Origin of the sequence: Leptospira ainlahdjerensis (genome assembly GCF_016919175.1) — a bacterium.
Taxonomy (GTDB): Bacteria; Spirochaetota; Leptospiria; order Leptospirales; family Leptospiraceae; genus Leptospira; species Leptospira ainlahdjerensis.
The window spans coordinates 82,052-104,284 of the sequence record NZ_JAFFPU010000030.1; the positions used below are offsets into that span (position 1 = coordinate 82,052).

Below are 22,233 nucleotides of genomic sequence, written 5' to 3' on the forward strand. Positions count from 1 at the left end.
TCTTCGAAACAATAAGAATACTCTTCAGCGTCCGAGTTTTCGAGCCAATTCCTGAAACAATGCATGGGTTTGTTGTTCTTTTAAAAATCCGTCCTTTGTATAGTCCGGATACGCAGAAGTTTTTGCGATCACGATCCTTCTTTTGGGGTTAACGTAGATAAATTGATTGTAAACTCCGGAAGCAAAATAATCGCCTTCCGGTTTTTCGGGAATCCACCATTGATATCCGTATCCGAGACTAATATCCGCTTGGGGATTTTTTCCCGGTTTTAAGATGGGAGCGTCCGTAGAGACGGAAGCACGAACCCAGGATTTGGGAACGATTTGTTTTCCTTTAACGTTTCCTTCGTTGAGATACAAAAGTCCGAATCTCGCCATGTCTCTCAAAGTTACGTTTAACATCGCAAATCCTAATTCTTTTCCGGAGCCGTCGATGAGCCAATAGGCGTCCGATTCCATTCCGGCAGGACGCCAGATCTTTTCCTCGAGAAACCGGGATAAATTTTCTTTCGTGATATTTTCGAGTAGCATTCCCAGAACTTGAGTATCCATGCTAACGTAGTGCCTATATGTGCCCGGAGGTCTTTCGGATCGGAGGGTCATGATAAAGTCCTTCATCGGAGTCCTGAAAGCGAGGGTTCTTCCCATACGATTGATATCCGAATTAAAATCGCCGTAGTCTTCGTTAAAGCGAATTCCGGAGGTCATGTGAAGAAGGTCTTCGATCGGTACATCATCGTATCCTGTGTTTTTTAGTTCGGGTAAGAATTTTGTGATCGGAGTATGAAGGTCGGTGATCTGATTCTCATGAAAGGCGATTCCGAGTAGCGCGGATAGGATCGATTTTGTAACCGACCAGACGATCGACCGAGTAGAAGCGTCGTTTCCTCTGTAATAACTTTCGTGTAGAATTCGGTCGTCTTTAAGAATGATAAATCCAGTAGTCCATGTCTCATTTAAGAAATTTTGAATATCTTTTTCCTCTCCATTCCACAAAAAAGAACGAGGAAGGGCCGATTCCGATTTTTGGAGTTCGAAGACGGAATCTCCTCTTCTTATCGTCCTGCTTTCAAACATGGAGTTCATGTTGCGAAAGTTGTGAACGATCCGGTTCCTATTGAACAAAAAAATAACTTCGTATAATCTTTTTAGATCCGCGTAAAAAAAGATCAAAATCGAAAGAAAGAAAACGCCCGCCAGGATTAAGAAGTTTCGTTTCCTTTTATAAAAATAAATCTGCATTTCAAACTCCACATTCGTTTTTTTGCAGGTTCGGAGTTGGGATCGAATCCGAGCCGTTGGATTCAAGTTAATACAAAACGGGGACGAATTCGACCGGAAGTATAGAATTGGACCAAAAAAGAACCGAAAACTTTTGTCTTACAAGTCGGAATTTCCGAGATGAAGTTTTCGATAGGCGCTCGGGGTTTTTCCCGTATGTCTTAAAAAAGCAAGATTGAACGAAGACTTTGCGCCGAATCCAACTTCATAGGCGATTGTAAGGACGTTTTTCTTAGGTTCCCGAAGCAGACGCTCGCAGGCTTCTCGAATTCGATATTCGTTTATAAAACCCGCGAAGTTTACGTTTTTATAAACATTCACAAATTCAGATAATTGATGAGTCGTGATTTCCAACTCGTTTGCAAGATCTGTCAGCGAAAAGTTTTCGTTTAAGTATCCTTTGTTTCGATTCAGTGCGGATTCGATTCTTATGTTGAGTTGGTCGAGATCGAAACCTTTGAGTTTGGAAGATTCATATCGCACCGACTTGGCGGCTTCTTGCATTTCAAAGAGCAAGTTCGGATGTAATCTCCCGATCAAAAAAAGAACAGGGATAAAAAGCGAGAGAGAGGATATCACCAAAAGGAATGTGATACGTCCGGGCCAGATACAATTGATCCAGGAAAAAAAGTCAAAAACCGAAGCGGTGAGGATCAGACAAAATGAAAAACGAACCGAAGAATTTTCCAGTATGTCTTTAAAACGGAACGTGGAAAAAAAATTGTGAATCGATAGGATTAGATATGTGGAAAAGGTGATCAGCCCGATTCCGAAAAGAAATCTTTGAATCAGACCCGCCTTGTCCCAAGCGTATGAAGTCACGATTTGTAATTTCAAATCGGGTGGAAAAAAATAAAATGGAGCGATCGAAAGGATCAAAAAAACTAAAACTAAAAATTCAACTTTAGAAAAGCTACGGAAGGAATCGCCGCTTCTCGTAAGGTTCGATACCCACCGATGATACATAGGACCGATCAGAATCAGGGCCGGGATATGGTAGAACAGGAGGAGCGGATATTCCGAAATCCAATTTGTAGAATAAGCCCAACCGTAAGAAAGGATAATCGAGATACAAAGAAAAATTCCTGAAAGAAGGGAATTGTTTTGGTTTCGTTTTCGACCTAAGAATTCGCTGAACGAAAGCAACAATGAAAGAGCCGATGAGAATCCGATCCAGATCATAGATTTGACTTCCAAAAATTCTCAGCGAGTGAAGGAGTGTAAATCCTAAATTGGGAAACGGATACGATTCGATTTTATTGGGAGTTGTATCTAATTCGAATCGAACCGCATTCTCAAGGTAAAGTTTCGAACCGACTTTTTTTAGTTCCGCTATTAGATGGAATTCAGCTTTTCCCGGATTGTCTCGATTCTCTTTCGGTTGACTCCGAGGTCCGATTTTCCCAGACGAGAGGCTGAACGGACGTGAATCGTTGAAGATTTTGGATCGAATAAGAATTCGACGTCGTCCACAAATCTCCAGATCAGACTCGTAAATTCCACGTAGATATAATCCGATTCTTCCTTTACGATTTGTGTTCTCGAGATTTCGCCTATCGCAGCTTTTAGCTTTGTTTTTCCTTCCTCTAAGGTTCCTTTGTAGCTTAAGGGCTGAATGTTGTGTTCCGAATCCGTTTCCGGGACGACGCTACTCACGCAGTTCGGGGTTTGAGGGCAAAGTCCTAATCTACCGTTCTGCACACCCAAGGTCGCGGGTCTAGTTCCGTTGCATTGAAAAAAGAAAAGGAGGATGATCGCGAGCAAAAGAAATTTCCCGTTTTTTTGGGAATTTAAAACCGGAAGAAACTTTCCGATTCGCTCCCGGGGGAATTCCGACTGATTGCGGTTAGTCGCTGAAATTTTCGGCGAGGTCGAAGTTGCACGAGACGTGGAAAAGGGTCTATTTTTCATAGGGGCAAGAATAACAGGAAAACCGGAATATGACAAAGAATTTTAGGATCTTTCCGAAATTTCTTACGACTTTCGATAAAAAATTAATTTCATGAAATAAATAGGCTTTCAGTCTAAGTCCAAACCGATGTCTCTCCTTGAATCCGAAAAAATACCGTTGGGAAGTTTATTACCCTCCTTTCAGTTGCCAGATCCGGTCGGCAAGGTTTATTCCTCCGATTCACTTTCGGGTTCTACCGGTCTTTTGCTGGTTATAACCTGCAATCACTGTCCTTATGCAAAGGCGATCTGGCCTCGTTTGATCCGGTTTGCAGGAGAGATTTTATCTTTGGGGGTTAAGACGGTTGCGATCAATCCGAATATTCGCCCGGATTACCCGGAAGATTCTCCGGAGGTTATGCGAACCAAGATCCAAGAGTGGGGAATTTCCTTTCCTTATCTCGTGGATGAAACTCAGAACGTTGCGCGAAATCTGAAGGCCATGTGCACGCCTGATATTTATCTTTACGACGGCGATCGAAAGTTGTTCTATCATGGAAGAATGGACGACAATTGGAAGAATGAAAAACAGATTTCCAGGAAGGAACTCGAATACGCCGTTCACCAACTCGTAAAAGGAAATCCGCCTCCCATCAATCAATTGCCCTCGATGGGTTGCTCTATCAAATGGAAGGAATAATCTCTTGCCCGCAATAACACCCGATCATACGCCAGCCGCCGCAGAGTCTTTTCAAGATGCTGAATTTTTAACGGAGCACTATCGAGAAATCGAAGCCAAAACCTTGGAGCATTTCCGTTTGGAATTTCGAAAAAATGAAAACGTTTTGGAAAACGTCCCCACTTCCGGACTTATTCCTTATCTGAGAAAAAGCGGAGAACTCTATCAGGATTGGAGGGTTTTAAAAAAGAATCTTACTGAGAAGTATTCCGAACTTCAAAAAAGCAGAAACTTGGAATATGAGCTCATCTACAGAAAATTAGTAGCGGATAAGAATCATACAGCGAAACCGAGTTCCCTGATCGGAGATCTCTTTCAGTCGGTAGTCGACGGCGTTTTGACCTCGGTTTACAGTTGGTTCGATTCGGAGAAGAAGGAATCCCCGCCGCCTCCCGTTAAGGTTCAACCGAAACCCGCTCAAGACGACGATTTGAAAAAACTCTATCGAGAGATGGTTCAGAAAAAATTGAAAGAAAGGGATCGGAGTTTTTCATCCTTTCAGGATCTGCTGAAAGAATCGGCTTTGAATTGGAATCAATCCTATAGAAAAAAATTTCATCAAAGTCTTGCTTCAACAGTAAAAGAATTGGAAACGTCTAAGGCGAGTAAGGCGGAAATCCTAAATTCCTCAAAGTCGGCGAAAAAATCGGTCCTCAATTTTCACGACGAAGACAAAATACAAAAGTATTCAATTTTTATGATAGACTACTTTTACAATCGACTTCTTAAAAAAGAACCGGTTGCGGAAAGTAAGATGGTAATTCCGGAAAAGACGGAAGAACCAAAAAAAGTGGAGAGCAAGAACGTCCCGATCATCCCGAATCCCACGAGGACGGAAACCGAAACACAAAAGATCGTGGAAAGAATCGTAAACGAACCCGAAAAGAAGAATTCTTCCAAACAAAGTTGTCCGATCACCGATCTCCCCGATCATCTCATCAAAGAATGTTACGCCGATTATTTGATCGTCGACGTTTCCACTCGGGAAAAACGTCTCGAGCTTCATCGAATCCGTTTGAGCAAAGAAAATCAAAACACAAGAGCGGAAGCGATCGAGTTTTTTAGTCAGTGTATCAACAAGGATCCCTCGGTTCTTCCTTTGGCTGAATCGGTTTTAAAACGTCATAACATAACGAAAGAGGAAGAAAGCAAGTTGAACGAGATGATCAAACGTCAAAAAGCTTGTAAGTAGTCCGAAATTTTCCCATCGATCCGGGAATTCTCCGACCTGAAAGGGATGGGGAGTTCCTACGTTCTAAAAAAATCCCGTTCCTCGGAAAAGTTGCGAACCCCCAAACCCGTTCTCAACACATAGAGACCTCGTCTCAGCGGAATTGTGCGACATAATCGCAAAAGGGAAGAAGATAATTTAAAAAACCATCAAGGAATTCCACGAAAGATCGATTTTAATACTGCGGAGCTCAGTATGAATATTTCAGGCGATCTTTCCATATCAGAATATAAACCCCAAAAGCGAGTAACGGAACCCTTGAGTGTGTCCTCTTTTTCCGGTTTGGTCGGAAAGAATTCCTTTATGGATCTTATGAAATCGCTTCAGGGATCCGCGCAGAAAGGATTGGATGAGACACTTACCGGAATTCAGAACGTTTTTTCCAAAATAGAAATTCCTGAAAAAAAAGAGGAAGCAAAAGAAGTTCCCAAAGAAGAATTAGAATCTAAAGAGACATCATCCTCTACTGAAATATCCGAAACCGCAAAGAAGGAAGAAACGGCGCAAGAAGAGGACGAAGTCGAAACCTTGGAAGAATCGTCCGATATTTCCGTTCTTCCTTGGTTTCTCGTTGCCGATGCAAAATCAGACGAAGCCGTAGATCCAAAAATTGAAAACGAAATATTAAACGAACTCGAAACGGAAATCCTCTCCGAAGAAGTTGCTCTTTCCGAACCCGAACCGAAACCGCTTACCACAACAGACCTCGTTCAAACCCTTTTTTCCAAGGAAGAATCCTCCGAATTGTTAAGCGAAGTGGTTATGGAAGAAGAATTGGAAGTTGCCATTCCCGTCCAGGAGCAAATCCAAGAGGCTCCGGTCAAAACGATCCGGGAAAATAAAATCCGATCCGAACAAAGGGAAGACGTTTCCGTTGAGAACGAATCAAAATTCTTACAAGCCGAATCGCGCTCTCTCGAATCGACGCCGAAGGATTCAAAGGAGAATCTGAAAAATTTCTCTCAAAAGGAAAATTTTTCTAAAATCGCCGAAGAAAATAAAACCGAAGTTGCGAAAGAATTAGCGGTCGATTCGGAAAAATGGAAAATCAGCAGGGACAAGAAGACGGATTCTTATCTTCAATTGAAAACTTCTGGAAGAGAAGAGATCAAAACGGCGGTCCTCAATCAATTTTCGGAAAACTCCTCCGGAAAATCGGGACAGGAGCAATTTTCTCGAGGAGGATCCGGGGATTCTTACTCTTCCTTAGTCAAGGGCTCAACGGCACCTAACGTTGTCGGCAGGGAAATGTCGGGATCCGGTAAGGAATTTTCGATATCCAAAGATCAGCAGGTCCTTTCTAAAAAAGACATTCAGCAAAACTTTCAAAACCTAATCCGTTCCGCGAGGGTTCAAATTCTCGACAACGGGAAGATGGAAGCAAACATTCGCATGAATCCGAAGGATCTCGGTCAGATGTCGCTTTCCCTTTCCACCGATAAGGACGTAGTCCGAGGAAAACTTTTGGTAGAATCCGATTTCGTCAAACAACAGTTAACCGCGGAACTCGCGAATCTAAAACAAGAACTCAAGGCGAACGGTCTCGAACTCGAATCTCTCGTGATCGAAGTGAAAGAAAAAGAAGAAACTTTCGCATTCAACGGCGACGCCGAAAAACAAAAGCAAGATTCCCATTCTTTTCAAACCGCTTTCGGCGAGGAATGGAACTCCGATTTCAAAAATTCTTCCTGGGAAGAGGACGAACTTTCTTTGGAAGAAAATTCTTCCGAGTCTCATGGTTTTTCCGAAAAAACCGAAGGGAAAACAGAGAAACTGCTCGATCTGAAAGTATAGGCCTCGGAGGAAATCATCATGCCAGAAACAGCCGGCGTAAGCCAACAAGCGACGAGAGATAATTACCTCGAAGGAGACAGAAGTTTTAAAATCCGGAACCACATGGAGAATTTGGAGAAGGAAGAAAAGAACGGTCTCAAAGGAATCGAAATTCGTTCCACGGTAAAGTCTCTCGGTAAGGATGATTTTCTCAAACTTCTCATAACTCAGCTTTCCTCTCAGGATCCTACCAATCCGGTGAAGGATCAGGATTTTATCGCACAGATGGCGCAATTCTCCTCTCTCGAACAGATGAACAATATTTCCACCGGGATTCAGAAGATGGGAAACCGTCAAAGTTTTTCTCTCGTTGGAAAACTTGTCTCCGGTCCCGATTTTGTGAACGGCGAACAAATCGCAGGTATTGCTGGAGCGCTTTTTTTCGACGGAGAAGGAAAGACATTCGTTCGAGTGAACGGTAGATCTATCGATGTCGAACAGATCTCCCTAATCAGCGACCCTACCGTTCTCAAAGAACAAGAAGCGGCTTATAACCAAGCTCAAGCTCAGACTATGGCTCCGGCGCCGAAAACGGCGCCTAACGCAACGCCCGCGAACTCGGATAACAAAGAAATGTCTTCCGATCCTTCAACGGTGCAACCTCCGGAACTCAAAGATAAAACAGCCGCGGAAGAAAAACCATCCGACTGGAAGTTTCCGGGTAAAGACAAAAGCAATTCATACGAATAAACAAAGGATAATCGAGGTAACAGCTTTATGATGAGGTCACTCTATTCCGGTGTATCCGGACTTAAAAACCACCAGGTCCGAATGGATGTCATTGGAAATAACATATCTAACGTCAACACTCACGGTTTCAAAACCGAAAGGGTTACGTTTCAAGATATGATTTCTCAGGAGCTCAGAGGAGCTTCCGAACCGAAAGAGAATATCGGAGGTGTAAACCCTCAACAAGTTGGTTTGGGCTCTTTGATTGCCGCAATCGATAAAATTATGACTCAAGGTTCTCTTCAAACTACAGGAAAGAACACTGACGTTGCGATGTCCGGAGAAGGCTTTTTTATCGTTAAGGACGGGGATAAACAATTTTATACAAGAGCCGGTGCGTTCAATTTGGATAAGAACGGTTACTATGTAAACCCGGCTAACGGTCTTAAGGTGCAGGGTTGGAATGCAAGATTGGACGACAAAGGAAATAAATTTATTAATTCTTCAGCATCGATCGAAGACATCGTAATTCCAGTTTATTCGAAAGAACCGGCGAGAGCCACTTCTCAGATCGATTTTAAATCCAATTTGAATTCTTCGGTTCCTGCAGTTCCTCCGGATGCAACCCAAGAAGAGATTACCGCAATGATCAACGATCCGGATCCGAAGATGAGAAGGGGACACGTTACCACTATTAAAACCTTTGACGATCAAGGAATCCAGAGAGAATTCAAAATGGAACTCTACAAGGTTCGTGATAATACTTGGAAAGCTCGTCTGAGTCTAACCGATGCGACTCAGATTTCAGTGGATGTGGCAGGGACCGGAGGTCAGAACACGCAACTTCCGGGTAACACCGAGATCGAACTCGGTTTTACTCCGGATGGAAAACTCGTCTACGTTTCGGACGGAACCGATTCGATGAACACCGGTAAGTTGAACGCGAAAGTTTCTTTTAGAATTCCGGGTAATCCTGCGATTCAAAACTTCGACCTAAATTTAGGCGAAGCAGGAATGGTCGACGGAATCACTCAGTTCTCTTCCGATTTTACGACGAAAGCCGTTAAACAAGACGGATATACGATGGGATATCTGGAATCTTTTTCGATCGATAATTCGGGAACCGTAACAGGGGTTTTCTCCAACGGAGTCCGTCAACCGCTTGCGAGAATCGCGACCGCCGTTTTTAACAACCCGGCCGGTTTGGACAAAGCGGGAGATACGATGTTCGCTTATTCCATGAACTCTGGAGAACCTAACATCGGTGAGGCGGGCGTTCAGGGAAGAGGCAAAATCAACGCAGGGCTTCTTGAGATGTCTAACGTGGATCTTTCCGATCAGTTTACGGATATGATCGTGACCCAGAGAGGATTTCAGGCGAATTCAAGAACCATTACGACATCGGATCAGATGATTCAAGAAGTCTTGGGGCTCAAACGTTAAGAATTCTTTAACTATTTCTTCTTAGGCAACTTTAGTCTGTCTAAGAAGAAATTCTCCTTTCTTTGGAGAATTTCCAAAACATTGTTCATTTTTTTCTCAGATTGCCGTTTCCCTTCAATATTATCCTAAAAGACTGAATTTTAAGAAGTTTTCATTTCTTAAATAACAGTTAATTTTTTTTGACAGGTTTCGGGAAAAATTCTCTTTCCACTATATTTCCAGTACGGTTTCATTGGTTCCTAGAAAGGATGAGTCAGAAGTTCCCTAAATACATAGTCACGGACTCCCGTTCAATCGCCAAAAGACTCAATCCGGTTACTTCACGTTTAGAAGTCCAGTTTTTAGAATTGAAAGAATTCTTTGAATCTGAGGCCATTCGTGATTCCGTCGGCTTCTTGAACGTAATTTTTTATCTTACCGTTCCCACCTTAAAAGAATTTCAAAGACAGATTCATAAACAGTTTCAGGGGAATCCCTTGATTCTCAGTCGTTTTATTCTGAACGATAGTCTGGATTATACGGAATCGCAGGATTTGAAAATCGAAGACGATTTGATTTTTACAATTCTACCTGAAACTTCTTCGGATGTGATTCTTAACAAAACGGTTCTGAACGCTTTTACTCAGATTCAGATGATTACTGATCAGTTCGATCTCCAGCACAAAGTAAATACGACAAAATACGAAATTTCAAAATTGACTCGGATCGGAATCAGTCTTGCCGATGAGAAAGATTTTCATAAACTTTTAAGAGAAATTATTTTTAGCGCGAGAGAGATTGCGGTGGCCGACTCGGGTTCTCTCTATCTCGTTGAAAAGGATGATCTTGGCTTTATAAAAAATTTGAGATTTAAGATTTCTTCCATGGATATCGATACAGAAGAATTTTTACTTCCGATTAATAAGTCGAGTATCGCGGGTTATGTAGCGGCTACGGGTAAAATTTTAAATATTCCGGATGTCTACGATTTACCCGAGGACGCGGAATATACGTTTAACAGTAATTTCGACGTTTTATCCAATTACCATACGAAATCCATGCTGGTAGTTCCTATGAAAAATCATAGAAACGAAGTGGTAGGGGTTATTCAACTTATCAATAAAAAAAGAAACTTCAATCAGAAGTTAACCGTAGACCAGATGAAGGGGAAGGATATTCTTCCCTTTGACGACTATTCCGCGCAGCTTGTGATGAGCGTGGCTGGGCAGGCCGCGGTCGCGATTCAGAATAATAATCTTTTACAGGAAATAGAAACACTTTTTGAAGGATTTGTGACGGCCTCCGTAAACGCGATCGAATCTCGCGATCCGACCACTAGCGGACATTCGTTTCGAGTCGCTCTTCTTACGGTCGGTCTTGCGGAGACTGTAGATCTGGTCGGGGACGGAAAATATAAGGATGTCAAATTTTCCAAAGAACAGATCAAAGAAATACGTTATGCGTCTTTGTTGCACGATTTTGGGAAAGTAGGGGTTCGGGAAAAGGTTCTGGTAAAATCCAAAAAATTGGAAGACTATGAACTGGAGTTGATTCGTTGGAGATTTCAATATATCAAAAAGGATATCGAATCTCGGATTCTACAAAAGAAAACTGATTATCTTAAAAAACATGGTAGTGCAGGTTTTCCGGATTATGAAACATCTCTCGAATTCGAACTTCAGGTTGAATATCAGAAGCTTGATCAAATGTTTCAGATCGTAATTGATTCTAACGAACCTTCTATTTTAGAAGAATCTAATTTTCAAATGTTAGAAGAAATTGCGAAGGTGAACTACTCCACAACCGCCGGTGAAAATCTAAATCTCATTTCTCCTTATGAATTCGGTTTTCTTACGATCAAAAAAGGTTCTTTAGACTTTGCAGAAAGAAAAGAAATTGAATCGCACGTGGAGCATACGTTCCAATTTTTAAGTAAAATTCCATGGACGGGCGATTTGAAGATGGTTCCGTCTATCGCCCACGCGCATCACGAGAGGTTGGATGGGACCGGTTATCCAAGAGGTTTAGCCGGTGATTCGATTCCGATTCAATCAAAAATTATGACGATCTCCGATATTTTCGACGCCCTTACTGATAAGGATCGACCCTATAAGAGGGCCGTCCCTTTGGAACGAGCTTTGGACATTCTTCAGATGGAAGCCCGCGAAAATCATGTGGACCAGGATCTTCTTAAGATTTTTATCGAAGGTAAGGTCTATGAAAAACTTTCTAATTCCGGATATCTACGTTAACAGAAGATCAAGTTTTTATTTCCACAGTTTAAATTGTTTATCTTTTCCTGTTTCAAAACTCAAGGTAACATTCGGTTCGTACAAGGCCTTAAGGTTGGGGCCGGGTTTATGCAAAGTTCGTCTAAACGCACTGTGCAATGAAGTTAGTTCGCTTTGAGTTGTCTTAATTACGAGTGAGAATCAGTTTTCACTGGCCGATCCGAACTTATAAGAAGTTCGTCTAAACGCAAAGTCTTTAACAGACTCGCTTTGAGTTTTTGTACCTCCGACGGTTAGAGTTTTGCTTTCATCGGTTGGGGCCGGGTTTATACGAAGTTCGTCTAAACACACGGTGCTAAAAAGTTTGCTTTGTATTGTCTTAATTACGAGTGTGAATCAGTTTTCACTGGCCGATCCGCACTTATAAGAAGTTCGTCTAAACGCATAGTTTTAAACAAATTCGCTTAGTGTTGTAGTGCTCCGACGGCGAGAATTTTACGTTCATCGGTTGGGGCCGGGTTTATCCGAAGTTCGTCTAAACGCGTAGTCTTTAACAGATTCACTTAATGTTGTCGTAGCTCCGACGGCAAGAATTTCCGTTGATTCACATAACCGAAGTTCGCCTAAACACACGACCATCGGTCTTAGTTTCCTGCTGTCCTAACTTCGACTATTCACTGATAGGAACTCAAAAGTGGTGAACCTTGTATTATCCTCTAAAAACATAAGTCTCAACCAAACTATGAGTAGAAGATATCGAAACGAAGGATAATTAAATCGATTCAAACGGCGGAGGTTTTTTGTGCCTATTTCCGAAATTCCGATTTAATACTGGAATATGGGACGTAAAGAGGAGGCGTAAAAAATATTCTAATTATTGAATATTATTTAGAAAAGATTCAACGAGAGAAAGAAAGTGATTTCCCCTCTCTTCAAAATTCTTATACTGATCAAAACTTGCACAGGCCGGAGAAAAGACTACGGAAGAAATTCGGGCTTCATTCTTCAGATAAATTCGAAACGTATCCATAGAAGAATCCGCGGAAAGTTTTCTTTTTCCTTTCTCTAATATTGTAAAGGCTTCGTTTAAGGATTCGACGACAAAAAGTTTTTCTCCGATAATTTTTCCGATTCCTTCTTCCCAGACTTGCCGAGCTTCTCCGATGAGGATTACGGCCCCGATTCCCTGCATTAGAAAATTATAAAGCGGTTCAGGGTCTTCCTGTTTCGGTCTTCCTCCGAGGATAAGGCAGGTTCCCCCCCTATTTTTCCAAGTTGACATTCCAGCAAGCATACTATGAAGATTTGTCGATTTAGAATCATTGATAAACGAAAACCCTTTTTTTTCTCCCGCGATTTGGAACCGATGGGAAAGACCCTTAAAAAGAGGGATCTGATATTGAATCGATTCCGGTTTTCCTCCGATCGTTTCGGCGGCAAGAATGGACGCTGCGAGATTTTCTTGATTGTGGCTCCCGGGAAGATGAAACCCTGAAATATCGTATTCGAACTTTGTGGTCCGAATCTTCAGAGAATTCTCATCTAAAAACGCATCAGCTTCCGGGATTCTTCCAAAACTCAAAAGTTTACATTGAAATTTTACGGAGTTTAAAATTCGATCTTTAATCTTTTGAGAAACGATCAGTGAATGATTTCGATTTTGAAGATCGGCAATCTTGAGTTTTGCAAGGAAATAATTTTCCATTGTTTTGTGTCTTTCTAAATGATCGGGAGCGAGATTTAAAAATACGGATGTGTTCAATTGAAGCGGAGAAGAATCATCCAATTGATAGCTGGAAAGTTCGAGAACCGCTAACGAGATCGGCTCTTTGCAAAAAGAAGTAAAAGGAATCCCGAGGTTTCCACCTTCTTTCAGATCCGAAAAATCTTTTTTTAAAAGATGAGCTGTGAGCGCGGTTGTTGTCGACTTTCCGTCCGTCCCCGTGATGCCTATGATTCTTCCTGAAAAAAAATGTCTTCCGAGATCGATTTCCGAAAACACAGGAACTCCTTTTTCTTTTGCATAAAGAAGAATCGGATGATTCGGTAAGATTCCAGGGGACTTGATGACAAGAGAGATTTGAGGAAGAGTGTTCGGTTCAATGGAATCCGAAAGATAAGGGATTGAGTTGGAAAGCGGAGGATTACGATCACAAAGAATCGGATCCGCGTCTAAGGTGATCAAAAGATTCAACGCGGAATTTCCGGAGATTCCTCCGCCAAGAACAAGAGTCTTCTGGCCTTTTAGGGACTCGGGAAATTTCATTTTTTGACCTTGGAACTGTGATTGACAGGTTATTTTCACCCCCGATAGTTGTCAGTAGCAAAAACTTAAGGATATTCCCTTGCTCGATCACAAAGTACGCGACGGTGTTTTGATTGTTTATCTCAAAGGACGTTTGGATGTTTCCATCGCCAATGAAGTAGAGGAAAATCTGAATGATCTGATCGACAATCAAGGTCATAAAAAAGTAATTCTGAATATGCAGGAAGTCGATTATATGTCTTCTTCCGGATTTAGAGCTTGTATTTCAACCCTCAGAAAACTCAATTCGAAAGAGGGTGCATTAAAAATCAGTAATATCAAACCTGCGGTGAAACGCATTTTTGATGTAATCGAACTCACCTCTCTTTTTGATATCCGCGAAACTGAAGACGAGGCTTTGAAATCTTTCTAAGCCTCTGATGTCTTCTACTCAATTGCACCGGGTTCTCCGGGAAATTATCGCCACCAAGCAGAACGAAATCCAAAATACTCCGAGTTTTGATCCTGCACCATATCAAGGACTCGGACTTCGAGAATCCCTCAGAAGTCGTAAGTTCTCGATCATTGCAGAATGTAAAAGGAAAAGTCCTTCCGCCGGTGAAATTCGTTCCGAATATGATCCGGTAAAGATCGCTAGCGTTTACGAAGAGTGTGGCGCGTCTGCGATTTCCGTTTTGACCGATCGAGATTATTTCGGAGGTTCTTTGGATGACTTGAGAAACGTTTCCTCGAAAGTAAGAATTCCGGTTTTGAGAAAGGATTTTATTTTGGACGAAGTTCAGATCCGGGAAGCGAGGGAATATGGTGCGTCCGCGATCCTTCTTATCGTAAGAATTTTGAGTCCAGAGAAAATCAAAACGTTTTTAAAATCCGCTTCCTCTTTGGGAATGGATTGTCTTGTGGAAGTCCATACTTCGGAAGAGGCGAAGTTGGCTTTGGGCTGTGGGGCTGAAATTATAGGAATCAACACAAGAGATTTGGATACGTTTCAGATTCATCAGAACCTTGTGGAAGAGGTTTCTTCATTTTTACCACCTAATATAGTTAAGGTGGGAGAGTCGGGGGTGAAAAATCGTTCGGACCTAGATAATTTTCGAAAGCTCGTGGACGCCGCCCTGATCGGAACCTACTTTATGGAAAAGTCCGATATTCACAAGGCTTGGCTCGATCTATTTTAGAATATTCTCATATTCTTTAATTTTTCCGGAAAAGGCACACCGGATTTAGCGCGGTTTTTCATTAAGGGCTTTGTAAAGCCTTCCGCAAAGTTGCGCATAAAACTTGATACACTCCGAACGAAAGCATAATCTTACCCACAAGTTAAGAGTAGATACAACATGAATCTTCCCGAGACAAGGGTTTTGCAGGAGTTCCTACATGGGGATTTTTCCTTGCAAAATTAGAATTCTGTGATATAGAGAAGTCTCCGGAATTTTTCCCGCCACCGCTCCCCTCCACCCGAAATTTGGGCGGGGCGCGCAACTTTTACGGAAGAATTGTCGGAGTGCCTACAATTTATCTGAAGATTCAGACAACTTGTGGGTAAGGATATGAACCAAAGCGAGGGAGTTCCCACAGGTTCCTTTTCTTAGCCGGTTCAAGAAGATTCTAAGGAACTGAATTCTGTTAGCTTTTATTGGAGTTCCTACATTTTTTTCGGTTTTGGAAGAGGGCCTAGACTTTCAGAGAGGTTTCTCGTTTCTTCAAATTTCCAAAATGCTTTTTGAATTTCGGGATTTCCGTTTCTCGGCAAAGGATCGTCCTCTAAGGAACTTTTTCTGTAGACATTTATCAATAGAAAAGCGCGAATTTTAGAATGAAAGTTCTTAAAATCTCAGAGTTGATTTGAGAAGAGTGGGGAAAGTTATGATTCAATATTCCTTTTTTTGGTTGTTTCTTCTCGTTTTTGCGTTTTTAAATGCGATGATTCGAGAACTTACTTATAAAAATTATTTCGGGGAATTTTTATCGCACCAGATTTCGGTTTTTTCCGGAATTTTTCTTCTAAGTATTCCAATCGCTTGGATCGCGAAACATTATCCATTTACAAATTCGAGACAGTCGATCTTGGTCGGCGTTCTTTGGTTGATTTTTACTGAGGTCTTTGAATTTACGATGATCGTCTTTTGGTCCCAAAAGCCGCTCTCCGATTTCTATCGAGCCCACGATATTTTCATAGGTGAACTTTGGGTTTTGATCTTGCTCTGGATCGCGGTTTCTCCTTATTTCTTTTTTAAAATTCTGAATCGTTCTTAAAAGAAAAAAGACTCAGGTAGGAGAATCGGTCTTCCTTCACGGGTTTATCCGAAGTTCGCCTAAACGCGCGGTGCAGTAAAGCTGCTTTATGTTGTCGTAGCTCCGACGGGAGAATTTTGCTTTCACCGATTGACGCTGGGCTTATCCGAAGTTCGTCTAAACGCGCGATGCAGTAACATTTGCGTTGTGGTTATCGTTACTACGACCGAAGGCTCGATCTTAACAATCGGATTTTGTGCACTTATCCGAAGTTCGCCTAAACGCGCGGTGCAGTAAAGTTCGCTTTGTGATTATCGTAACACCGACTGAGAGAATAGGGCTTCTCTGTTGATCCGCACTTATCCGAAGTTCGCCTAAGCGCGAGCCAGTTTAGGACAAAGCCAAGCTAGACCTAACATTCCACCAAGATTCACTCAAGGGAACCTTGGTGCCACGGAAGGAAGAAATGACATAAGAATTCTTATAAAAAGAAAGACGCGATTTTGAAAAGAATCAAAATAAATGTTTCTCGATTCTTTGAATTTGTCTGCGATAGAGGACTCCTTTTTTTATTTCGCTGAAAAATCGAGATTGAAAAGAGTTTTCTCTACGAGCACAGAGAAAAACATCGACTTGTAGGATGATTTCCATGACTCAGGATACGATAGGCGACGTTCAAACCGGAAAGATTCCTTTAAAAGGAAGAACCTTAAAAGAACTTTCGGATATCATGTCTTCTCTTGGTGAAAAACCTTTTCGTGCCAAGCAGATCTATCATGGTCTCTATGTAAATCGTTACGAATCCTGGGAACAGTTCACTACATTCTCCAAAGCTCTTAAAGAAAAGTTAGAAGAACTCTGCTCCCTCACTCGTCTTCACGTTGCCAAACATCTCAAGTCCGTAGATGGAACTCAAAAGTTTACCTTCAGTTCCGAGCCTAACAACGGAAAAGAATTCGAAGCCGTTTGGATTCCCTCCGGCGACGGTGGAAGAAAGACGATCTGTATTTCTTCCCAAGTGGGTTGTACTCTTAACTGTAAATTCTGCGCGACAGCAAAATTGGAATTTCAAGGAAATCTCAAAGCTCACGAGATCGTAGATCAGATTCTCCAAGTGGAAAGAATCGTCGGCGATAGAGCGACTAACGTTGTTTTTATGGGAATGGGAGAACCGTTTCACAACTATTTCAACGTCATTCGCGCGGCTTCCATCCTTCACGATCCGGACGCTCTCAATCTGGGCGCTAAAAAAATCACGATCTCCACTTCCGGGGTCGTCAACGGAATCAGACGTTTTATTGAAAATAAAGAACCTTATAACTTTGCGATCTCCCTCAATCATCCGGATCCGAACGGAAGAAAGGAAATCATGGATATCGAGGAAAAATTCGCACTTCCCGAACTCATACAAGCCGCGAAGGATTTTACGAGAGAATTGAATCGAAGAATCACATTCGAATACGTTATGATTCCCGGCGTCAACATGGGACAAGAGAACGCGAACAAGCTCGTGAAGATCGCGAGATCCATGGATTGTAAGATCAACGTCATTCCTCTCAATACGGAGTTCTTCGGTTGGAGAAGACCCACGAGAAGCGAGGTAGAAGAATTCATTGCGCTCTTGGAACCGGCCGGCGTTCCGATCCTCAACCGAAGATCTCCCGGAAAAGATATTTTCGGGGCCTGTGGAATGCTCGCCTCAAAAAGTTGACCTCAGCTTTCCTTTTTGAAAAATGGGGGAATGAATCCGAGAAGAATTCTTCTTTTCCTCTTATTAACGATCTTACCATTCGTTTCCTGTCAGGAATACGTTCAGCAAAAATGCAGCTCTGCCTGTAAGTTCTTCGTCCAGTGCGCCGTGACCACGTTTAAGGACGTGAAGGTGACCGAGCTGGAAAAAAATCAGGCGATGATCGACTGCGAGAGCGGTTGTATCCGAGAACAGAGTTTTGTTCTTCCCTGTTTCGAATCCGAAACTACATGCAAAGGTTTTAATACCTGTGTCCTCGAATCCGGATTTATGGATTAATAAAGGAATAGAAAATGAATTCAATCACTTCCGATAAACCTCTGATTTCCATCAAAGTCCTTTTTGTTTTTCTTTTGATTTCGATTCTTCCTTTGTTTCTCACGCTTCCTCTCGATGTGATCGATATCGATTCTTCCCAATACGCTGAGATTTCGAGAGAAATGGTCGAGGGAGGAAATCCGTTTTTTATTCGAGACAACGGAAGAAGATATCTGGATAAACCGATTCTCACGTTTTGGAAAATTTCCCTTTCCTTTCTTGTCTTCGGTTATCAAAATTTCGCGTTTCGCCTTCCGGCCCTTCTTTTTACGTTTCTTTCCTTCTGGGGGATTTTTAAACTCACGGAATTGTATTCCGGAAGTCGCCTTCGCGCTTGGATCGCCGTATTCTTATATTCTCTTTCGCCCGGCCTCTATTCGATGGTCGTGGATCCGAAGATCGACGTCTACCTGACTCCGTATCTGATTTTGGTCCATGCATTCTATTATTTGGGATTTAAGAAGAATCGAAATTATTATTATCTTATGTATTTTGCGATGGGCCTCGGTTTTATCACGAAGGGCCCGATCGCGATGGTGATTCCCGCCTTGTCGATCGGAGGAGATATTCTTTTTAGAAGGGACTGGAAGCGTCTTCTGGAGATGAAGTTGTTTCCGGGCGCGTTTCTTGCGATCCTTCCTCCGGTTCTCTGGTCGATTCCTCTTTATCTTGAGTTTCAGACCTACGGCCCTTATTTCTTTTTGTGGATTCAATCCTTTGGAAGATTCTATGTGAAGATGTACAACCAAAAATTCAATCCTCTCTTTTTCTATTCCAACTTTTCCTGGGCGTTCGGAATTTTTATTCTTCCCTTTGCCGGTTTTGTGATCGATCGGGTGAGTAAGTTTTTCAAAGAAGGAAAATCAAAGGGAGTGTTTCAGAATATTCTAAAAAATGAATATAAGAATTTGGATTTTGTTCCCGGATTTTGGCTTTTTCTGTTCTTGTTTTTGATCAGCTTTTCAAGATATCAACTTCCGCAGTATATCTATTGGTGTCTTCCCGCCGCGGCGGTAATCGGTGCGGGAGTTTTAGAATCGATTCTTCTTTCTTTGAAAGATTCCGAAAAAGGAGATTTCTTTTTGCGAATCGGAGTCGTTCTTCTTTTGATCACCGCCGGAGCTTTTTTGGTCACGATCTTGATTCTTCCCGTCTTAAGCATTCAAGTTGGCTGGAGTTATCTGATCCTTCCTTTGATTTATGTAGCCGTTTTTATCTGGGTTTATTTTCAATCGGGTAGGGAAGGGCTTCTTCTTGCGTCTTGGATCTTTCCTGTGTCTTTGTTTTTTTCCGTCGTGAGTTTGTATCTCTATCCGATGTTGACTTCGTATCAACCTTCGAAAGAGATCGGAACTTTTATTCGAGAGAATGAACCTGGAAAGGAAAAACTTTTTCTCTTCGGAGTTCCCGCTTCCAAAAGATCTTATGCTTATTATTCGCAAAGGATTTCGAGAACCCTTTTTGATCCTGCGATTTTGGTCGAGGCGATCCAAAAGGACGGACAACGTTATCTGATCGTTCAGGACAAGTGGTTGAGTAAGATGGATGAATTCTTTGGCAAAGACGTTCAGTTTGAAACGGTAAAAGAATACCCTTCTTATAAAGTGGCGACTCCGGAAGGGAAGTTCTTTCTCAAATCACAAAGAGAGAAGATCACAGGAAAGGTGATTCTGATGCGAGCCACGTTAAAAAAATCGGAGAAAAAATAAGAGTCCGTAAAAAATGATGAGGAGAATTTTCGATTCTCCCGAAAAGTAAATTAGGCTAAATTGTGAGCCTGGTTTGGTTTTGGTCCCTGGGTGAAACCGGGGACTACTTTTCCAAAATCAGTCCTGTTAATGTCAATCCGTCGGAGAGACTTCTTGCACCTCCTAAGATTCGTGTTTTTCCTTTCCTTCCTTACTTGTGGCGATTAGAGTCGTTTCCTTTTTGTCTTAGTCTTTTTTGCCGGAAGTTTCTTTTCCCTTTTGGAAAGAATGCGCTACCGATTCTTTCTGTTAGGCGAATTTTGTTGCTTTATAATCTCTTACATTGTTTCGCCCGCTTGAAACGTTATTTTTGTTGAAGTTGCCTTCTGGATTTTAAAGTTGAGTGATATGCTGGAGCGAATGACCTCGATTCTTTTTCTCACCCTATTTTTTGCCGCATTGCCCGCTTGGTTTTTGTCCACCTTGGAAGGATGGATTTCCGTCGACTGCGTTCCAAAAAAATCCGCCCATACTCTGGAATGTACGATATCGGAAAGATTTGCATTCACTTCTCGTAGCGTTGTTTACATGGCAAGAGGCGCACGTTCTTTAAAAAATTTCCAGAAAAGTAGAAAAGGAACGAACGTAACGTATCAGCTGATTCTTTTGACGCCGTCAGGTGAAGAATCGGTTCTGCGTTCTCCGATCGGAAACTCGATCGTCGATCGGATCGCAAACGATTTGAACGCAGCTCTTGAGTCTCGTTCGGGGCCATACCATGCAAAAATAAATCCGGATCCATTGTTTTGGCTGACATCTTTCTTGCTTTTCCTCTTTGCAAGTGTCGGTCTTTTGATCGCTCTTTTTACGAAACGATCCCCGAAGAGAATTCCGTGATTGAAGTAAGTTTTTATCTTTTGATCTTCACCTTTTTTTTGGATGTAAGGTTTTCATTTTCACAACGTCGTTGAGGATGCGATTTTTTGAAGTTCGAGACTATATAAAGTAAATAGCATATAGATTCGCTATACCGAGAAAATTATACTTTGTTCATGCTTTTGATCCCCTTATATTCAGGGCACATCATCCGATCAATTCACTCAATTCTTCTCGGCTAATTGGAGTTTGTTTCTTTTTATTTCCGGAGTCCAAAAGTGCGGCAAATAGCTTTCGTTTTTTTTCCTGTAGTTCGAGCACCCTTTCCTCCACGCTGTTTTCCGAATAAAGTTTGTAAATAAAGACTGGTTGTTTTTGTCCGAAGCGATAAGCTCTATCGCAGACTTGGTCTTCCACGGCAGGGTTCCACCAAGGGTCCAGATGAAAGACGGTGTCTGCTTTGGTAAGAGTCAGAGCCACTCCGCCAGCTTGCTGGCTAATCAGGAAAAACCGCCTCTCTCCATTTTGATATCGTTTTACAAAGGACGCTCGTTTGGCTTGAGGAGTTTTTCCGTCCAGATAGAAATATGGCATCTTCCATTTGTCCAGAGCCGATCTAACGATCGACAGAGTATCCGTGAACTGGCTGAATACAAGAGCGGATGACGTATCCGGAAGTTCTTCTCGGATCATGAGAAGAAAACGTTGGATTTTTCCAGATTGAAACGGATCAATCTTTTCCATTCCAAGATCAGGATGATTGTCCAATCTCCGTAGTTTCATCCGTTGCGGAAGTATTTCGAAAATATAATTCGATCCGGCCTTATCGAGAATTTCGATAGCCTCTTTTCTCGCCTTTTCATATAGTTTTTCTTGTCGTTTTTCCATCGGCGCCGGAATACGAATCTCTGTTTTTGGAGGGAGGTCTTGTAAAACTTCCGATTTTCTTCTCCTTAGCAAAATTTTTCCGGTTCTCCTTTGCAGTTCCCTCTATGTCTTCGGGAACTTCCGAAGAAAAATTCCTTTGAAATGAACGTAAATTGCCTAAAAGTTCCGGAAACGATAGATCGAATAGAGCCCAGAACTCGTTCCAATGATTTTCCATCGGTTTTCCTGTTAGGCAAAATAAGGAGCTCACTTTTAATTTGCGTGCCGCTTTCGCGGCGTCAGTTGAGGCGTTTTTTACATTTTGAGCTTCATCTAAGATCGCGACATTGTAATTTAATTTTTGAAAGATCTCAATGTCTCTGGTTAAAGATTTGGTAGGTAGTCAAAATGATTCCGGAAGCAGTAAGTTTGATTTCTTTTCAAGCTGAGCCGTGCCAAACTTGTAAAGGAATTTCGGGCAGAATCTTACATTCTTCTTCCCAAACCCCAATAGCGGCTAACGGGCCTAGTACGAGACTTTGACTTGGGAAAGTAATCGAAAACTCGGGAAAAGAAAGCGAGGCATTGGATCGTTTTTCCTAATCCCATTTCGTCCGCTAATATCCCTCCGATTTTAAGGGTATAAAGTTGCAAAAGAAAATGAGCCCCCTTCTTTTGGTAATCTCTTAGGTTGCCTTTAAAAGCCGGACCGGCTACGAACTTTTCCAAAACTGGATTAGTTTTCCGGGATTCCGAAAGAGTCTGTCGAATTCTTTGCAGAGTCTTAATTTCTCTGAAATCGGAAATGGATTCCAATGCGATCGCTTGGCCTTTGTTAAAACCGATTGCGTTTCCGTCCAATTGGATTCCGGCGCTGTCCAATCCCATGTTTAAGGATTCATGTCCTGGATTTTTCAAATCGATCCAACCCGATTTT

General features: G+C 42.1%; 19 protein-coding genes and 1 pseudogene. 13 read left to right on the top strand and 7 right to left on the bottom strand.

Annotation, left to right across the window (positions count from 1 at the left end; translation table 11 throughout):
• Positions 1–24: 24 nt before the first annotated feature.
• The 3 genes from JWG45_RS08170 to JWG45_RS08180 form a co-directional block, all read right to left on the bottom strand.
• Positions 25–1,242, bottom strand: a complete 1,218-nt coding sequence (locus JWG45_RS08170; RefSeq protein WP_205279280.1) for a serine hydrolase domain-containing protein — start codon at positions 1,240–1,242, stop codon at positions 25–27.
• A 138-nt stretch (positions 1,243–1,380) separates the two neighbouring features.
• Positions 1,381–2,478, bottom strand: coding sequence for a helix-turn-helix domain-containing protein (locus JWG45_RS08175; protein ID WP_205279281.1), 1,098 nt, complete (start codon positions 2,476–2,478; stop codon positions 1,381–1,383).
• Between the two features lie 138 nt (positions 2,479–2,616).
• On the bottom strand, positions 2,617–3,045 hold the full coding sequence (locus JWG45_RS08180) for a DUF1499 domain-containing protein (protein ID WP_232380583.1): 429 nt from the start codon (positions 3,043–3,045) through the stop codon (positions 2,617–2,619).
• Positions 3,046–3,319: 274 nt separating this feature from the next.
• Here JWG45_RS08180 and JWG45_RS08185 point away from each other — a divergent pair, with 274 nt between their 5' ends.
• The 6 genes from JWG45_RS08185 (at position 3,320) to JWG45_RS08210 (ending at position 11,317) form a co-directional block, all read left to right on the top strand.
• The gene (locus JWG45_RS08185; RefSeq protein WP_205279283.1) at positions 3,320–3,871 is read left to right on the top strand and encodes a thioredoxin family protein; all 552 of its coding nucleotides are present in this window, start codon (positions 3,320–3,322) and stop codon (positions 3,869–3,871) included.
• A 4-nt stretch (positions 3,872–3,875) separates the two neighbouring features.
• A complete protein-coding gene (locus JWG45_RS08190) occupies positions 3,876–5,102 on the top strand; it encodes a hypothetical protein (RefSeq protein ID WP_205279284.1) in 1,227 nt (408 codons plus the stop codon).
• 234 nt (positions 5,103–5,336) lie between these two features.
• Positions 5,337–6,935: a flagellar hook-length control protein FliK gene (locus JWG45_RS08195; RefSeq protein ID WP_205279285.1), complete on the top strand. Its 1,599-nt coding sequence runs from the start codon at positions 5,337–5,339 to the stop codon at positions 6,933–6,935.
• 18 nt (positions 6,936–6,953) lie between these two features.
• The gene (locus JWG45_RS08200) at positions 6,954–7,664 is read left to right on the top strand and encodes a flagellar hook capping FlgD N-terminal domain-containing protein (RefSeq protein WP_205279286.1); all 711 of its coding nucleotides are present in this window, start codon (positions 6,954–6,956) and stop codon (positions 7,662–7,664) included.
• 27 nt (positions 7,665–7,691) lie between these two features.
• Positions 7,692–9,086 carry a flagellar hook protein FlgE gene (gene flgE, locus JWG45_RS08205; RefSeq protein ID WP_205279287.1) on the top strand — a complete coding sequence of 465 codons (1,395 nt, stop codon included), beginning with the start codon at positions 7,692–7,694 and terminating at the stop codon, positions 9,084–9,086.
• Positions 9,087–9,334: 248 nt separating this feature from the next.
• Complete coding sequence (locus JWG45_RS08210) at positions 9,335–11,317, top strand: HD family phosphohydrolase (RefSeq protein ID WP_205279288.1); 1,983 nt, start codon at positions 9,335–9,337, stop codon at positions 11,315–11,317.
• A gap of 853 nt (positions 11,318–12,170) precedes the next feature.
• Here JWG45_RS08210 and murD read toward each other — a convergent pair.
• Complete coding sequence (gene murD, locus JWG45_RS08215; RefSeq protein WP_205279289.1) at positions 12,171–13,562, bottom strand: UDP-N-acetylmuramoyl-L-alanine--D-glutamate ligase; 1,392 nt, start codon at positions 13,560–13,562, stop codon at positions 12,171–12,173.
• A gap of 79 nt (positions 13,563–13,641) precedes the next feature.
• On the opposite strand from murD, the gene JWG45_RS08220 reads away from it, so the two are divergent.
• The 7 genes from JWG45_RS08220 (at position 13,642) to JWG45_RS08250 (ending at position 20,450) form a co-directional block, all read left to right on the top strand.
• Positions 13,642–13,974, top strand: a complete 333-nt coding sequence (locus tag JWG45_RS08220) for an STAS domain-containing protein (RefSeq protein WP_010575596.1) — start codon at positions 13,642–13,644, stop codon at positions 13,972–13,974.
• A gap of 7 nt (positions 13,975–13,981) precedes the next feature.
• Positions 13,982–14,740, top strand: coding sequence for an indole-3-glycerol-phosphate synthase (locus JWG45_RS08225; RefSeq protein WP_205279290.1), 759 nt, complete (start codon positions 13,982–13,984; stop codon positions 14,738–14,740).
• 688 nt (positions 14,741–15,428) lie between these two features.
• Positions 15,429–15,818 carry a hypothetical protein gene (locus JWG45_RS08230; RefSeq protein ID WP_205279291.1) on the top strand — a complete coding sequence of 130 codons (390 nt, stop codon included), beginning with the start codon at positions 15,429–15,431 and terminating at the stop codon, positions 15,816–15,818.
• A gap of 628 nt (positions 15,819–16,446) precedes the next feature.
• Positions 16,447–17,508 (top strand): 23S rRNA (adenine(2503)-C(2))-methyltransferase RlmN, encoded by a 1,062-nt coding sequence (gene rlmN, locus JWG45_RS08235; protein WP_205279292.1) that lies wholly within the window; start codon positions 16,447–16,449, stop codon positions 17,506–17,508.
• A gap of 30 nt (positions 17,509–17,538) precedes the next feature.
• The gene (locus JWG45_RS08240) at positions 17,539–17,826 is read left to right on the top strand and encodes a Cys-rich protein (protein WP_069606545.1); all 288 of its coding nucleotides are present in this window, start codon (positions 17,539–17,541) and stop codon (positions 17,824–17,826) included.
• A gap of 14 nt (positions 17,827–17,840) precedes the next feature.
• Positions 17,841–19,574 carry an ArnT family glycosyltransferase gene (locus JWG45_RS08245; protein ID WP_205279293.1) on the top strand — a complete coding sequence of 578 codons (1,734 nt, stop codon included), beginning with the start codon at positions 17,841–17,843 and terminating at the stop codon, positions 19,572–19,574.
• 399 nt (positions 19,575–19,973) lie between these two features.
• Positions 19,974–20,450 carry a hypothetical protein gene (locus JWG45_RS08250; protein WP_205279294.1) on the top strand — a complete coding sequence of 159 codons (477 nt, stop codon included), beginning with the start codon at positions 19,974–19,976 and terminating at the stop codon, positions 20,448–20,450.
• Between the two features lie 186 nt (positions 20,451–20,636).
• On the opposite strand, the gene JWG45_RS22145 is transcribed toward JWG45_RS08250, so the two are convergent.
• The 3 genes and pseudogenes from JWG45_RS22145 to JWG45_RS22155 all read right to left on the bottom strand — a co-directional run bounded on the left by JWG45_RS22145 (position 20,637) and on the right by JWG45_RS22155 (position 22,214).
• On the bottom strand, positions 20,637–21,212 hold the full coding sequence (locus JWG45_RS22145) for a DEAD/DEAH box helicase (RefSeq protein ID WP_232380584.1): 576 nt from the start codon (positions 21,210–21,212) through the stop codon (positions 20,637–20,639).
• A 24-nt stretch (positions 21,213–21,236) separates the two neighbouring features.
• A pseudogene (locus JWG45_RS22595) lies at positions 21,237–21,672 on the bottom strand (SNF2-related protein); the annotation flags it as partial.
• 110 nt (positions 21,673–21,782) lie between these two features.
• Positions 21,783–22,214: an SNF2-related protein gene (locus JWG45_RS22155; RefSeq protein WP_232380586.1), complete on the bottom strand. Its 432-nt coding sequence runs from the start codon at positions 22,212–22,214 to the stop codon at positions 21,783–21,785.
• Positions 22,215–22,233 lie beyond the last annotated feature (19 nt).